This is a genomic window from Allobosea sp. 47.2.35 (genome assembly GCF_024655635.1).
Classification (GTDB): domain Bacteria; phylum Pseudomonadota; class Alphaproteobacteria; order Rhizobiales; family Beijerinckiaceae; genus Allobosea.
Window position 1 is genome coordinate 62,106 of the sequence record NZ_JANLGI010000013.1, and the last position, 14,402, is coordinate 76,507.

At 67.4% G+C, this 14,402-nt stretch carries 11 protein-coding genes; 4 read left to right on the plus strand and 7 right to left on the minus strand.

Annotated elements, in window-relative coordinates; all coding sequences use genetic code 11:
* The first annotated feature begins 7 nt into the window (after window positions 1-7).
* The 4 genes from NUV79_RS16535 (at window position 8) to NUV79_RS16550 (ending at window position 3,852) form a co-directional block, all read left to right on the plus strand.
* A complete protein-coding gene (locus NUV79_RS16535; RefSeq protein ID WP_257734190.1) occupies window positions 8-976 on the plus strand; it encodes a Bug family tripartite tricarboxylate transporter substrate binding protein in 969 nt (322 codons plus the stop codon).
* 129 nt (window positions 977-1,105) lie between these two features.
* Entirely contained in the window at window positions 1,106-1,561 is a 456-nt protein-coding gene (locus NUV79_RS16540) for a tripartite tricarboxylate transporter TctB family protein (RefSeq protein WP_257734191.1), read from the plus strand.
* Window positions 1,562-1,564: 3 nt separating this feature from the next.
* Window positions 1,565-3,079, plus strand: a complete 1,515-nt coding sequence (locus NUV79_RS16545) for a tripartite tricarboxylate transporter permease (protein ID WP_257734192.1) — start codon at window positions 1,565-1,567, stop codon at window positions 3,077-3,079.
* A 95-nt stretch (window positions 3,080-3,174) separates the two neighbouring features.
* Window positions 3,175-3,852, plus strand: a complete 678-nt coding sequence (locus NUV79_RS16550; RefSeq protein ID WP_257734292.1) for an RraA family protein — start codon at window positions 3,175-3,177, stop codon at window positions 3,850-3,852.
* Between the two features lie 150 nt (window positions 3,853-4,002).
* Here NUV79_RS16550 and NUV79_RS16555 read toward each other — a convergent pair whose 3' ends face one another.
* Genes NUV79_RS16555 through NUV79_RS16585 form a run of 7 tightly spaced genes read right to left on the minus strand, consistent with a single transcriptional unit; the run spans window position 4,003 to window position 14,375 of the window.
* Window positions 4,003-5,583: a sulfite reductase subunit alpha gene (locus NUV79_RS16555; protein WP_257734193.1), complete on the minus strand. Its 1,581-nt coding sequence runs from the start codon at window positions 5,581-5,583 to the stop codon at window positions 4,003-4,005.
* Entirely contained in the window at window positions 5,580-7,376 is a 1,797-nt protein-coding gene (locus NUV79_RS16560; protein WP_257734194.1) for a NirA family protein, read from the minus strand. Before NUV79_RS16560 ends, NUV79_RS16555 begins: the two co-directional genes overlap by 4 nt.
* Before the next feature lie 11 nt (window positions 7,377-7,387).
* Entirely contained in the window at window positions 7,388-8,179 is a 792-nt protein-coding gene (locus tag NUV79_RS16565) for an ABC transporter ATP-binding protein (RefSeq protein WP_257734195.1), read from the minus strand.
* 11 nt (window positions 8,180-8,190) lie between these two features.
* Window positions 8,191-9,099, minus strand: a complete 909-nt coding sequence (gene ntrB / locus NUV79_RS16570; RefSeq protein ID WP_374679287.1) for a nitrate ABC transporter permease — start codon at window positions 9,097-9,099, stop codon at window positions 8,191-8,193.
* Between the two features lie 41 nt (window positions 9,100-9,140).
* Window positions 9,141-11,828, minus strand: a complete 2,688-nt coding sequence (locus tag NUV79_RS16575; RefSeq protein WP_257734197.1) for a nitrate reductase — start codon at window positions 11,826-11,828, stop codon at window positions 9,141-9,143.
* Window positions 11,828-13,042 (minus strand): NAD(P)/FAD-dependent oxidoreductase, encoded by a 1,215-nt coding sequence (locus NUV79_RS16580; protein WP_257734198.1) that lies wholly within the window; start codon window positions 13,040-13,042, stop codon window positions 11,828-11,830. The genes NUV79_RS16575 and NUV79_RS16580 overlap by 1 nt, the downstream gene beginning before the upstream one ends.
* 4 nt (window positions 13,043-13,046) lie before the next feature.
* Complete coding sequence (locus NUV79_RS16585; protein ID WP_257734199.1) at window positions 13,047-14,375, minus strand: CmpA/NrtA family ABC transporter substrate-binding protein; 1,329 nt, start codon at window positions 14,373-14,375, stop codon at window positions 13,047-13,049.
* Window positions 14,376-14,402 lie beyond the last annotated feature (27 nt).

A 14,402-nucleotide genomic window follows, 5' to 3' on the forward strand; every position in this document is an offset into this window, starting at 1 on the left:
AACGACCATGAGGATTGTCTACAAGGCGCTCGCCGCACTGGCCCTGTCGGCGCTCGCGACGACGGCATCTGCCCAGCAATATCCGGAAAAGCCGATCCGCCTCGTCATTCCGTTTCCGCCGGGCGGCGGCACGGACGTCGTCGCGCGCGTCATCGCCCAGAAGCTCGGCGAGAGCACCGGCTGGACGCTGGTGGCCGACAACAAGCCGGGCAGCGGCGGCAGCGTCGGCCTGAGCCTCGCAGGCAAGGCGGCCCCGGACGGCTACACCATCGTCCTCGCCCAGAACGCCAACCTCGTCATCAACCCGATCCTCGGCAAGGCCAATTACGACCCGATCAAGGACTTTGCGCCGATTGGCCTCGTGGCCTCCGCGCCGCAGGTCCTCGTCGTCGCCAAGGATTCGCCGATCAAGACGGTCGAGGACCTGCTCACCGCCGCCAAAGCCAGGGACGGCAAGCTGACCTTCGCCTCGCCGGGCGTCGGGACCAGCTCGCATCTGGCCGGCGAGCTCATCCAGCAGATCGCTGGCGTCAAATTCCGTCACATCCCCTACAAGGGCGCGGCCCAGGCCCTGCCGGACCTGCTCGGCGGGCGCGTGGAAATCTACATATCGTCCGTGCCCTCCGCGATGGTGCAGATCAAGGAAGGCGTGCTGCGCCCGATCGCGGTCTTCGCCACCAAGCGCGACGCCGACCTGCCGGATGTCCCGACCTTTGAGGAGAAAGGCCTGAAGAACTCCGAGGCCGTGACCTGGTGGGGCCTGGCGGCGCCCACCGGCGTGCCCGCGCCGATCGTCGCCCGGATCAATACCGAGCTCAACAAGGTACTGAAGCAGCCCGACACCCAGGCCAAGCTGCGCTCGGCAGGCGCGGAGGCTCTCGGCGGCAGCAGCGAGGAGTTCGCCGCGCTGATCAAGTCCGACGTGCCGAAATGGACCGCAGTGATCAAGGCGGCCGACGTGAAGGTCGCCGACTGAGCCGATGACTGAAGCACCGGGATGCCGCGCCTGAAAGCGGCGGTATCCCGGCCTTGCACATCGATCCCGGAAAGCCTGTGTCCCGGCGGCGCCAAGCCGCGCCGCCCGGCACCACGTCGGATATCGGTCATGAAAACCAGCATCTTCAAGAACCAGGACGCCCTCGCTGGCCTGCTGTTCATGGGGCTCGGCGCGCTCGGCTTCGCGATTGCGCTTGGCTACAAGTTCGGCACCACGATCGATATGGGCCCGGGCTATTTCCCGCGCATTCTCAGCCTCGTCCTGATCGGCTTCGGCATCGTCACCTTCCTCAAGGGGCTGCGCACCTGCATGCCGGTCGAAGGCGGCTGGGCCTGGCTGCCGCTCTTCCTGCTGAGCGCCTCGCTCCTGCTCTTCGGCTTCCTGCTCGAGCGCCTGGGCCTCGTGCCGGCGCTCGCCGGCCTGTTCTTCGTCTCGGCTCGCGCCGGCCATGAGTTCAAGGCGCTGGAGGTGCTTGTCTTGACGATGATGATGTCGGCCTTCGCCGCCGCCGTCTTCATCTGGGGCCTGAAGCTACCCTACGCCCTCTTCGCCTGGAACTTCTGAGCCATGGAGATCATCGATCACTTCGTGCTCGGCTTCGGCGTCGCCCTGTCGCTACAGAACCTGGCCTACTGCTTCCTCGGCGTGTTGCTCGGCACCCTGATCGGCGTGCTGCCGGGCGTCGGCCCGCTGGTGACGATCTCGATGCTGCTGCCGGTGACCTTCGGCCTGCCGCCGGTCTCCGCCGTCATCATGCTCTCCGGTATCTATTACGGTGCGCAATATGGCGGCTCGACCACGGCGATCCTGGTCAACCTGCCCGGCGAAACCTCGTCGGCCGTGACCTGCCTCGACGGCTACCAGATGGCGCGCCGCGGCCGGGCCGGCGCCGCGCTGGCGATCGCCGCCCTCTCCTCCTTCGTCGCCGGCTGCATCGGCACGCTCTTGATCGTCGCGCTCGGCGTGCCGCTCGCCTCCTGGGCGCTTCGCTTCGGTGCCGAAGACTATTTCGCCCTGATGGTGCTCGGCCTCATCGCGGCTTCGGTGCTGAGCCAGGGCGACATGGTCAAGGCGCTCGCCATGGTCGTTGTCGGCCTGCTGATCGGCCTCGTCGGCACCGACGTGAATTCCGGCGTCGAACGCTACACCTTCGGCCTGCCCGAGCTCGCCGACGGCATCGGCTTCACCGTGCTGGCGGTCGGCATGTTCGCGATCTCCGAGGTCGTCATCAACCTGGAGCAGAAGGAAGCGCGCGAGGTCTTCACGAAAAACGTCGGCGGCCTGATGCCGCGCTGGAGCGACCTGAAGGCCTCGTTCCTGCCGACCTTGCGCGGCACCGCCATCGGCGCCTTCTTCGGCATCCTGCCCGGCACCGGACCGTCGATCTCGTCCTTCTCCTCCTACATGCTGGAGAAGAAGCTGGCGAAGGACCCGTCCCGCTTCGGACAGGGCGCGATCGAGGGCGTCGCCGCGCCGGAAGCCGCCAACAATGCGGCAGCGCAGACCGCCTTCATCCCGACGCTGACGCTCGGCATTCCCGGCAGCGCAACCATGGCGCTGATCCTCGGCGCGCTGATCATGAACGGCGTCCAGCCCGGCCCGACCGTGATGGCGCGCAACCCCGAACTGTTCTGGGGCGTCATCGCCAGCATGTTCATCGGCAATGCCCTGCTCGTCGCGCTGAACCTGCCATTGGTCGGCCTGTGGGTCCGGATGCTCAGCATCCCCTATCGCTGGCTGTTCCCGGCGATCGTGATGTTCTGCGCGCTCGGCAACTACAGCCTCAACAACAGCGCGATCGACGTCTATCTCTGCGCGGCGATCGGCGTGCTCGGCTATGTGCTGGCCAAGCTGAAATGCCCGCCCGCCCCGCTGGTGCTGGGCTATGTGCTCGGCCCGATGATGGAAGAGAACATCCGCCGGGCGCTGCTCCTGTCGGAAGGCGATCTCTCGATCTTCGTGAAGAGCCCGATCAGCCTGACCTTCCTCTCCCTCTCGCTGCTGCTGCTCGTCAGCATGGCCCTGCCCGCCATCCGCCGCGGCAAGGCCCGCGTCGACGAGGAGGAGGCCGGCGCGACCTGAGCGCGCCGGCACGACCCGCCCTCGCAGAACAACCTCCTCCCAACCGCTGCGCCATCCGGATCGCCGCGCCGGCCAGCCACGACACCCAAGGACGTATCATGATCGGATTTCGCATCCTCAAGCGCCGCCGCCAGGTCGCCCCCGATCTCGTCGAGCGCTTCCGCACGGTCCCGGTCGCCAATGTCAGCGATTCCATGTCGCGCATGACCGCCGGCGGTGCCTCTCTCCGCCCGTTGCATCGCGGCGGCGTCATGGCGGGTCCCGCGCTCACGGTGAAGACGCGGCCTGGCGACAACCTGATGATCCACAAGGCGCTCGACCTCGCGGCCCCCGGCGACGTCGTCGTCGTCGATGGCGGCGGTGACCTTACCAATGCGCTGATCGGCGAATTGATGATCGCCCATGCCCGCACACGCGGTATCGCGGGCATCGTGCTCAATGGAGCGGTGCGCGACTCCGCCTGGATCCGCGAGAACGACCTGCCGATCTATGCCGCCGGCATCAGCCATCGCGGCCCCTACAAGGACGGCCCCGGCGAGATCAACGTCCCGATCGCGATCGAGGGCATGGTGATCGAACCCGGCGATCTCGTCATCGGCGACGATGACGGCATTCTCTGCGTGCCCTTCGACCAGGCCGAGGCGATCTATGCCGCCGCGCACAAGAAGCATGCGATGGAGGAGAAGAAGATGCAGGCGATCGAGCAGGGCAAGGATGATCGCAGCTGGATCGACGCCACACTCACGCGCCTCGGATGCGTCATCGAATCCTAACGGCGCCCCGCTCCCGACGATGCCGGTGCCGGCGCGTTCGATGACGGCGCTCGCAGACACTCGACCATCGGCTGCGTCGGCCGGGTCGAGTTCGAAAGGAAGGTGGGATTGGCCCAACCCACCGCCCACGCAACTGGCCGCCGGCCACTTCTAATAGACATCCGCCTGATAGCGGCCTGCCTTCCGCAAAGCAGCGATATAGGCGATCGCGTCTTCCGCTGAATGCCCACCATGTTCCGCGACCACGTCGATCAGCGCGCGCTCGACATCCTTTGCCATGCGCTTGGCGTCGCCGCAGACATAGAAATGCGCGCCGTTATCGAGCCACGACCATAATTCGCCGCCGCGCTCGCGCATGCGGTCCTGGACATAGACCTTCTCGCCGTCGCGGGACCAGGCCAGCGTCAGGTTGGTCAGGAAGCCCCGATCCTTCATCGCCTGCAGCTCGTTCTCGTAGAAGAAGTCGCAGGCCCGGCGCTGATGGCCGAAAAACAGCCAGTTGCGGCCCGGCGCCTTCGTTGCCTGCCGATCGTGCAGGAAGGCGCGGAAAGGCGCGATGCCCGTGCCCGGTCCGCACATGATGACCGGCGTTGTCGGATCGGCCGGGAGGCCGAAGCCATGGGCGCGCTGAACATAGACCGGCACCTTGTCGCCGGGCGCGACGCGCTCGGCAAGGAAGGTCGAGGCGACGCCCCAGCGCGGGCGTGAGCCGACCTTGTAGCGCACCGCATCGACCGTCAGCGTGATCCGGCCGGGCGTGGCGAGATGCGAGGACGAGATCGAGTAGAGCCGCGGCTGGAGCGGATCGAGCGCCTCGACAAAGGCCTCGGCCGAGAGCCGCGCCTGCGAGAACTTGTGCAGGGCGCCGAGCACGTCGAGCCGGTCGAGGTCGCCATCCGGGTCCTCGCCGGCGGCAAGGCGCCTGGCCTTGGCGCGGGCCTCACCGCCGGTGACGTAGGAAATGAGCTGGAACAGCGCGTCCGGGGCGGGGCCGAGCGCGCAATCCGCCATGAGCTTGTCGCGCAGGGACTTGCCGCCGATCTCGGCATCCGGACGGGCGCCCAGCAGAGCGATCACCGCATCGACGAGGCGGACATCGTTCTGCGCGACGATGCCGAACGCGTCGCCGACGATGTAGTCGAGCCCGGATTCGGAGATATCGAACTCGACATGCCAGGTCTCCTTCTCTGACCCCTCACCATTAAGCTTGCGGCGCGAGAGGAAGGTCGCGAGCGCCGGGTTCTCGCGGCAGCGGCCCTTGGGGCCCAGTTCCGCCACGGGCGCGGCTTCGGTCGGTGCAGATGGGGCGGAGGCGCCGGTTTCCTCCACCAGTGCCTTGATCTGGCGCAGCGTCTCCTTGCCGCCGGGCGCACAGAGATTGAGCCGGCCCTCGGCCCCCGAGGCAATGGCGGCGGAATAGGTCTCGCAGACATAGCCGCATTGCCCGCAATCCTGCTGCGCCATGGCAGCGTAGAGCTTGCGCGGCAGCGGCTTGCCCTCGGCCAGCGTCATGCGCTCGGCCATCTCCAGCGATGGGTCGTGCCAGGGCGCGCCGTCTTCCGCCTCCGCCATGACGGCGGCGTTCTCGGCCGGTGACAGCGCCGTCACTCCGGCATTGTCGAGCGAGAGCAGCCCGGCGAAGAAGCCGTTCAGCCAGGAGCGCTGCTCCTGGCTGAAGGGCGCGGTCTCGGGCAGCACCTGAACGATCGGATTGGGGCTCTGCACGGTCATGCCGCGTCTCCGATCTGCTCGACCAGGATCTGCAGCGCCGCGATCTCATGGCGGCGGGCGAAGGCGACGAAGCTTTCGTCCGGCGCGGCGCGGTGCGTCTGCCAGCTGCGCAGGATCGCCTCGACCAGCGCGGGTGTATCCTCCGCCTTCACATTGGTCCGGAATTCCCGGCCCATGCCGCCTTCGACGCCGAAGCCGCCGCCGACGAAGACATGGTAGCCGGGCACGGTGTCGCCCTCGTCATTGACCGGGACCTTGGCGCCGATCAGCCCGAGATCGCCGATATAGTGCTGGGCGCAGGAGTTATGGCAGCCGGTGAGGTGGATGTTCACGGCCGTATCGAGCGTGATGCGCGGCTCGCAATAAGCGGCGATGGCGAGCGCATCCTCCTTGGTATGGGCTCCGGCGAATTTGCAGCCCGTCGCGCCGGTGCAGGCGATCAGCCCGGCTCGCAGAACCGAGGTTTCAGCGGAGAGGCCGACGGCCTGAAGATTGGCCAGCACGTCATCGACCTTCGCATCCGGCACGCCGGAGATCAGCAGGTTCTGCCAGACGGTGAGGCGGATATCGCCGTCGCCGCACTGATTGGCGATGGAGGCGATGACGCGCATCTGCTGCACTGTCAGTTTGCCGACGGGCAACGCCACGCCGATCCAGTTGAGGCCCGCCTGCACCTGCGCGTGGATGCCGATATGGGCGAGCCGGTCATAGACGGGGCGCGGCTTGACGAAGGCACCGTCGAGCCGGATCAGGCGGCGGCCGAGCTTCTCCTCTACGGCGGTCAGGAATTTATCGAAGCCCCAGGCATCGAGCACATATTTGAGCCGGGACTTGTTGCGGTCGGTGCGGTTCCCGTTGGCGACGAAGACGCGCACGATCGCATCCGCGACCGCGATCGCGTCCGAGTGAGCGACGATCACACCGGTATCGCGGGCGAGGTCCTTGTGGCCGGTGATGCCGCCGAGCGCGAGGCGATACCAGATGCCGGGCGCGACCGGCTGCCCCTCGAACAAGGCTCCTTCCATGACATCGATCGCCTGGAAGCCGATATCGTTGGTATCTTCCAGCGTCGCGATCGAGCCGGCACCGTCGAAGGCGACATTGAACTTGCGCGGCAGCCCATAAAGCGAGCGGTCGTTCAGGATGTGGTGGTGCCAGGCGCGGGCATGCGGGCGTGTGTCCAGCAGTTCCAGCGGATCGATCCCGGCCGTCGCCGAGCCCGTGACGTTGCGGATATTGTCGGCGCCGGAGCCCTTGGCCGTGAGCCCGAGATCGGCGAGGCCTTCGAGAAAAGCTGCACCGTTTTCTGCAGAAATTTCCCGCACCTGGAGATTGGCGCGTGTCGTGACATGGCTATAACCGCCGCCCAGAGCCTCCGCGAGATCGGCGACCCCGGCGAATTGCCAAGCCTTGAGGATGCCGTTCGGGATGCGCAGGCGGCACATATAGCTGTTCTGCGCGGGGGCCACGTAGAACAGGCCGTGATAGCGCCAGCGGAAATTGTCCTCGGGCTTCGGATAGATGCCGGAGGCGGCCTGCTCCTTGAAACGGGCATAGGCGTCGAAGGGGTGTTCGGCTGCCTTCCACTTCTCCTGATCGACGAGCTTGCCGCCGTCCGCGACCGTCCGCGCCTGCGCCTCGGCATGCTCCCGGTCGGGACCGCTAGGCTTCGCCGGAGCGCTGCCGGACGCGCCGCCGAGCGGGCCCAGGCCCCGCGCCGTGCGGGCCGACTGCATGCCGCTGACGAAGCCTTCGAGATAGCGCTTCTGGTCGGGGGTGAAATCGTCGCTCATGGCCGGCGCCGTCACGCCGCCTCGACGAAGCGATGGCGCTCGTAGAGGAACTTCAGTACGGCCTCGCGCGCGGCGATGTAGGTGCGGTCCGAGACCAGTTCGAGCCGCTTGCGCGGGCGGGCCAGGCGCACATCCAGCACCTCGCCGATACGGGCGGAGGGGCCGTTGGTCAGCATCACGATCCGGTCCGAGAGCAGGACGGCCTCGTCCACGTCATGGGTGATCATGATCATGGTGTTGCCGAGCGTGGCATGGATCTGCATCACCGAGTCCTGCAGATGTGCGCGGGTCAAAGCGTCGAGCGCGCCGAACGGCTCGTCGAGCAGCAGGATCTTCGGCTCCATCGCGAGGCCCCGGGCGATGCCGACGCGCTGCTTCATGCCGCCGGAGATTTCGCCGGGACGCTTGTCCCTGGCATGGCCCATCTGGACGAGGTCGAGATTGTGCATGATCCAGTCATGCCGCTCGGCCTTGCTTTTCCGGCGACCGAAGACCTTGTTCACGGCGAGCGCGACATTGTCGTAGACGGTGAGCCAGGGCAGCAGCGAGTGGTTCTGGAAGACGACGGCGCGGTCGGGGCCGGGCGCATTGACCTCCTTGCCCTCGAGCAGGATCGCGCCCGCACTGACCGGTGTCAGCCCCGCGACGATGTTGAGCAGGGTGGACTTGCCGCAGCCGGAATGGCCGATGATCGAGACGAACTCGCCCTTGTCGATGACGAGGCTGACATCCTTGAGCACTTCCGTCGCAGCAGCGCCGCGCTGGAAGCGTTTGTCGACATGGTCGATCTTGAGATAGCTCATTGCCTCGCTCCTCAGTTGGTCGCGGTGCCGCGGGTGACGACATGGCCGACGAGAGCGACGAGGCGGTCGAGCAGGAAGCCGACCACGCCGATATAGACCAGCGCCACGATGATGTCGGACAGGCGGGACGAGTTCCACGCATCCCAGATGAAGAAGCCGATGCCGACGCCGCCGGTCAGCATTTCCGCCGCGACGATGGCGAGCCAGGACAGGCCGACGCCGATCCTCAAGCCCGTGAAGATGTAGGGCGCGGCCGAGGGCACCATGATCTTGTAGAAGAACTCGATCTGGTTCAGCCGCAGCACCTGCGCGACGTTGCGGTAATCCTGCGGGATGTTGCGGATGCCGACGGCGGTGTTGATGATCACCGGCCAGATCGCTGTGATGAAGATCACGAAGATCGCCGAGGGCTGGCTGTCGCGGAAGGCGGCGAGCGAGAGCGGCAGCCAGGCGAGCGGCGGCACGGTGCGCAGCACCTGAAAGACGGGATCGAGGCCGCGCATCGCCCAGACTGATTGGCCGACGAGTGCGCCGAGCAGCACGCCGACGACGGCGGCGAGGCTGAAGCCGATCGCGACCCGCTGGAGCGAGACGAGGATGCGCCAGCCCAGCCCGATATCCTGCGAGCCGGCCCAGTAGAACGGCTCGACGATCAGGTCCTTCGCTTCTTCCCAGATCTTCGTGGGTGGCGGCAGCGAGGATTGCGGGCCGGCAGCCGCGAGCTGCCAGAACAGCAGGATCAGCGCGACCGTGATCAGCGGCGGCAGCAGGTTGACGAGCGCGCTCTTCCCCCAGGGGACGAGCCTCGGCGCGAAGGGCTTCAGCGTAGCGGCGGGCAAGACGACGACCTCCGGCGGCTTGGCGGGAAGCGTCACGACGGCCGCACCGGCCGTCGCGCCTTTCAAGACAGGCTGACCCATGTTCCGCTCGCTCCTCTGGCCGAGATTGTCCGTCGCGTTCGTCATGCCGCCTCGTTCGCGCGCGTCTGCGCGCCGATGCGGCGGATTTCGGGGAGGCAGGAGCCGCAATTGGTTCCCGCCTTGAGTTTCTGGCCGATCTCCTCGGCCGTCGCGGCGCCGGCCTCGAAGGCGGCGCGGATCGCGTTGAGGCCGACACCGAAGCAGGCGCAGACAGTCGGGCCTGGGTCGGCTCCGCCGGGAACGCGCCCCGAGAGCAGGGCGAGCCGGCTCTCCACGATGACCGCCGGATCGGCGAATATCGCCTTGACCGTGTCCCAAAGCGGCGCGCGCCCTGCCGGTGCAAGGAAGAGGGCGGCCTGGAGCCGGCCGTCCCGGAGCACGGCACAGCGATAGCTGCCGCCGTCGCGGTCGATCAGCTCGGTCAGCCCTTCCGCGCCGAAACGCTCGCGCATCAGGGTCGCCAAGGCGTCGATGGAAGCGTCCGTGGCGAACAGCCGGCCCTCGCCGCCCTGAACGGCGAGCCGCGCCCACCAGCTCTGCTCGGGCAGCGCGAAGGCATCGCGCGACAGGACGAAGCCCTCGAAGCGATAGGCGACCGGTGCGATGGAAACCGGCGTCGCCTTCATCTCGGGCTGGCCGGAGAAGGGGTCGCAGAGCGGCTGCGTCAGGGCGCCGATCCGGGCGTCCGAGGCGGTCTCTCCCGACCAGTGGATCGGCGCGAAGAGCAAGCCTTCGCCGACACCCGCATCGGCCACGACCTTGAGCACTGCGCTGCCATGGCAGCTGACGAGGCGCGCGAAGCCGCCTTCGATCAACCCGAAATGGGCGATGTCGGCCGGATGCGCATGGACCGAGGGCTCGGCGATATGCGCGCTGAGCCGCGGGCTGAGGCCGGTCCGCGTCATCGTATGCCAGTGGTCGCGCACGCGGCCGGTGTTGAGCAGCAGCGGAAAGGCCTCGCTCACGGTCGCTGCAAGCTTCGGAGCGGCGAGCGGGCGCATCTGGGCGCGGCCACCGGGGCCGAAGAAACTGCCGTCACCAAAAAGCCGTGCGGTGCCCTCAGGCCGATGAGCCGGAGCCGGCCACTGCACCGGCGGCAACGCATCATAGGCGGCCTTGCCGAGGCCGGCATGAGCACCGATGTCGAGATCGCGCGTACCCTCGTTCTCGAAGGTGGAGAGCGCGGCGTGCTCGGCATAGATCGCGCCCGGGCCGGCGAAAGTGAAAGCTGCACCGAAGCCGAGGCGCTTCGCGACCTCGCAGACGATCCACCAATCCGGCTTCACCTCGCCGGGCAGCGGTAGGAACGCGCGCTGGCGCGAGATGCGGCGCTCGGAATTGGTGACGGTGCCGTCCTTCTCGCCCCAGGCCGCCGCCGGCAGGATGTAGTGTGGCTTCGCTGCGAGCGTGTCGTTGGAGAGCACGTTCTCGGAGACGATGAAGAGATCGAGACTGGCGAACGCAGCGCGCACCATGTCCGCATTCGGCAGGGAGACGGCCGGATTCGTCGCCATCACCCACATCGCGCGGATGTCGCCTTGGGCGACGGCCTCAAACATCCGGACGGCCTTCAGGCCCTCGCGTCGCACAATGTTCGGTGCCTGCCAAAAGCGCCGGACGCGATCGATCTCGTCGGGTGCGTAGCCCATATGGGCGGCGAGCATATTGGCGAGCCCGCCGACCTCGCGTCCGCCCATGGCGTTGGGCTGGCCGGTCAGCGAGAAGGGGCCGCAGCCGGGCCGCCCGATCCGGCCGGTTGCCAGGTGACAGTGCAGGATCGCTGCGACCTTGTCGGTGCCCTGCGCCGACTGGTTGGCACCCTGGCTCCAGGCCGTGACGACATGGGGCGTGCTGGCCCAGAGCTCGTAGAAAGCCGCGATCTGCTCGGCTGCAAGGCCGGTGACGGCGGAGACCAAGGCAATGTCGGGCGCGATCTCGCGCGCATTGGCGAGCGTCTCGTCGAAGCCCGCGACATGGCGCGCGACATAGCTGCGGTCGATGAGGCCGCGCGCGGCGAGATGCACGAGCAGCCCCGCGAAGAGCGCTGAGTCGGAGCCCGGCTTCAACGCCAGCATCATGTCAACGTCTTCAGCGGTCGCTGTAATGCGCGGATCAAGCACGACGACGCGCGCGCCGCGCTCGCGCCGGTTGTCCTGCATCCGCCGGAACAGGATCGGATGGCACCAGGCGGTGTTCGAGCCGACGAGAACGATCAGGTCGGCGCTGTCGAAATCCTCATAGGCGCCGGGCACCGTGTCCGAGCCGAAGACCCGGCGCTGGGCCGCGACCGTCGACGACATGCACAGCCGCGAATTGGTATCGACATGGGGCGTGCCGATGAAGCCCTTCGCCAGCTTGTTGGCGACGTAGTAGTCCTCGGTCAGAAGCTGGCCCGAGAGGTAGAAGGCGATCGCCTCCGGGCCGTGCGTGGCTATGATGATCCGCAGACCAGCGGCGACGGCGTCGAGCGCATCGCCCCAGCCGATCCTGTCGTACCCGCCGTCTCGATTGCGCTTCAGCGGATGTAGCACCCGGTTGCCGAGTCCGAGCGTCTCGCCCAGCGCGGAGCCCTTGGAGCAAAGCCGCCCGCGATTCGCCGGATGCTCGGTATCGCCGGCGATGGCGGCGCCGCCCAGCCCGTCCGGTGTCGCGAGAACGCCGCAGCCGACGCCGCAATAGGGGCAGGTCGTACGCGTCGCGGCCGGAGCGAGGGGAGCGTCGTGGCGCATCAGGCGGCTTCCCTGACGCAATAACTCTCGCCGAAGGGCAGGTCCGCGCGGATCGCGCCGATGTCCCGGCCCGAGCGGATCAGCCCGAGATAGAACAGCGCTCCCTGCGTATCGCCGACGAGGACGCAGCCGGCGAGACGGCCCTCGCGCAGCACGAATTTGCGGTAGATGCCCGCCGAGGGATCGCGCAGCACGACCATCTCCGCGCCGTCGCCGGCCTCGAACTCGCCCGCCGAGAAGACGCCGACGCCGGAGACCTTCAGGTTGGTCGCGAGCAGCGAGCCCCTATAGGCCGCATCCTGGCCGGCGAGCCGCGTGGCCAGGACCCGCGCCTGCTCATAGGCGGGTTCGACCAGCCCGTAGGCAAGGCCGCGATGCTCCGCGCATTCGCCGATGGCGAAGATGGCGGGATCGTCGGTGGCGAGGCCGTCATCGACCAGAATGCCGCGCCCGACGCTCAGGCCCACAGTCCACGCGAGCCCGGTATTCGGGCGCACGCCGATGGCGATCACCACGAGATCGGCAGGGATTTCCGTTCCGTCGGCGAGTTCGACGGCCTCGACGTGCCCTACGCCGCGAAAGCCTTTCGTCTCCGCGCAAAGGCGGACATCAATGCCCCGAGCGGCCATGGCTGCGGCGAGCAGGCCGGCGCCTTCATGGTCAAGCTGCCGTTCCATCAGGCGATCGACGAGATGCAGCAGCGTCACCGATCCGCCGGCTCTCGCGAGCCCGTAAGCTGCCTCCAGTCCGAGCAGCCCGCCGCCGATGACGACGATGCGCGCTCCGCGCCGGGCATAGGCCTGCATCGCGCCGACATCGGCGGTATCGCGGAAGGTGACGACGCCGGCGAGATCGCCGCCGGGGAAGGGCGGTCGGAGCGGCGTCGAGCCGGTCGCGAGCACGAGCTTGCCATAGGGCAGTGTCGGGCCGCCGCGCAGCGTTACCGTTCGCGCCGCGCGGTCGATGCTGTCGACGGAGCGGCCGTAGAAGGTCGAGATGCCGCGCGCGCGCCACCAGGCGGCCGGCTTGAGCTCGATCTCGGGCTCGCCGATCTCGCCCGCCAGAAGGGGCGAGAGCAGCACCCTGTTGTAGGCCAATCGCGGCTCGTCCCCGATCACTGCGACGGAATAGCGCCCGAGCGCGCGCTGGCTGAGTTCATCAGCCAGCCGCGTCGCCGCCATCCCGTTGCCGACGATGATCAGGGGCTCGGCCATGGCGTCAGGCCACCCGCTTGATCTTCAGCGCCTTGAGATAGTCCAGAGGCGCCGCAGGATCGAACCTCGTGCCGTCGAAGAAGGTCTCCACGCCGCGGCTATCGGCCGTCGGCGCGCCAGCGACGCCCAAGGTCTTGGCTGCCTCGCGCCAGAGATCGGCACGGTTCGTCTTGTCGACCAGCGCCTTGATGTCGATCGTCGGGTCGAATTTGCCCCAGCGGATGTTCTCGGTGACGAACCAGGTATCCAGGCTCTTCCAGGGATAGGAGCTCGCGCCGCCTTCGCCCCAGAACTTCATGTAGAGATTGGTGCCCTTTGCCTCCCGGCCATTGCCGTAATTGATGTCGCCGAGGAGGCGCTTGTTGATGTCGTTCGTGGGGACGTTGAACCACTGGCGCTTGCCGACGATCTCGGCGAGTTCCTGGCGGTTCTCCATCTTGTCCGCCCATTGCTGGGCTTCCATCACGGCCATCAGCATGGCCTGCGTCGCCTTCGGGTTCGCGTCGACGAAATCGGCGCGCATGCCGAGGATCTTCTCGGGATGGCGGGCCCAGAGCTCGCCCGTGGTCAGTGCGGTGTAGCCGATGTTCTGGTTGACGAGTTGCTCGTTCCACGGCTCGCCGACGCAGAAGCAGTCCATGGTGCCGACCTTCATGTTCGCCACCATCTGCGGCGGCGGCACGACGATGACCTTGATGTCGGTGTCGGGGTCGATGCCGCCGGCGGCGAGCCAGTAGCGGATCCAGAGGTCGTGGGTGCCGCCCGGGAAGGTCATGGCGGCGGTCAATTCCTTGCCGGCTGCCTTCTTGCGCTCGAAGGCCTGCTTCAGCGGCGACGCATCCTTCTGGACATTCAGGTCCTTGTACTCGTTGGAGACCGAGATCGCCTGCCCGTCCTCGTTGAGGTTGAGCAGCGTGTACATCGGCAGCGGCTGGCCGTTCTGCATCACCTTGCCGGTCGCATAGAGATGCGTCTTCGGGCGCAGGATGTGGCCGCCATCGATGCCGTTGTTCTTGAAGCCGAGCGCCATGTTGTCGCGCGTCGCGCCCCAGCTCGCCTGCTTGGCGATGTCCATGTCCGGCAGGCCGTGCTTGGCGAAAAGCCCCTTCTCCTTGGCGATGATCAGCGGCGAAGCGTCGGTCAGCGCGATATAGCCGAGGCGCGTGCCCTTGACCTCGGGCCCGGTCCCTTGTGCGAAGGCGCCGGAGGGCAGGGCGGCCTTGGCCGCCGCGAACAGGGCGGCTGTACCAGACAGCTGGAGGAAATGCCGCCGGCCGGCATCGACCGCCGGAAGTACGGCCGCCTTGTTCCGGGTCTTGAAGCTCTGCGTCATCGATCGCCTCTCGGTTGCTGAAAAGCC

Coding starts and splice junctions, on each gene's coding strand:
- NUV79_RS16535 (WP_257734190.1), top strand. CDS start 8: ATGAGGATTGTCTACAAGGCGCTCGCCGCACTGGCCCTGTCGGCGCTC.
- NUV79_RS16540 (WP_257734191.1), top strand. CDS start 1,106: ATGAAAACCAGCATCTTCAAGAACCAGGACGCCCTCGCTGGCCTGCTG.
- NUV79_RS16545 (WP_257734192.1), top strand. CDS start 1,565: ATGGAGATCATCGATCACTTCGTGCTCGGCTTCGGCGTCGCCCTGTCG.
- NUV79_RS16555 (WP_257734193.1), bottom strand. CDS start 5,583: ATGACCGTGCAGAGCCCCAATCCGATCGTTCAGGTGCTGCCCGAGACC.
- NUV79_RS16560 (WP_257734194.1), bottom strand. CDS start 7,376: ATGAGCGACGATTTCACCCCCGACCAGAAGCGCTATCTCGAAGGCTTC.
- NUV79_RS16565 (WP_257734195.1), bottom strand. CDS start 8,179: ATGAGCTATCTCAAGATCGACCATGTCGACAAACGCTTCCAGCGCGGC.
- ntrB (WP_374679287.1), bottom strand. CDS start 9,099: ATGGGTCAGCCTGTCTTGAAAGGCGCGACGGCCGGTGCGGCCGTCGTG.
- NUV79_RS16575 (WP_257734197.1), bottom strand. CDS start 11,828: ATGCGCCACGACGCTCCCCTCGCTCCGGCCGCGACGCGTACGACCTGC.
- NUV79_RS16580 (WP_257734198.1), bottom strand. CDS start 13,042: ATGGCCGAGCCCCTGATCATCGTCGGCAACGGGATGGCGGCGACGCGG.
- NUV79_RS16585 (WP_257734199.1), bottom strand. CDS start 14,375: ATGACGCAGAGCTTCAAGACCCGGAACAAGGCGGCCGTACTTCCGGCG.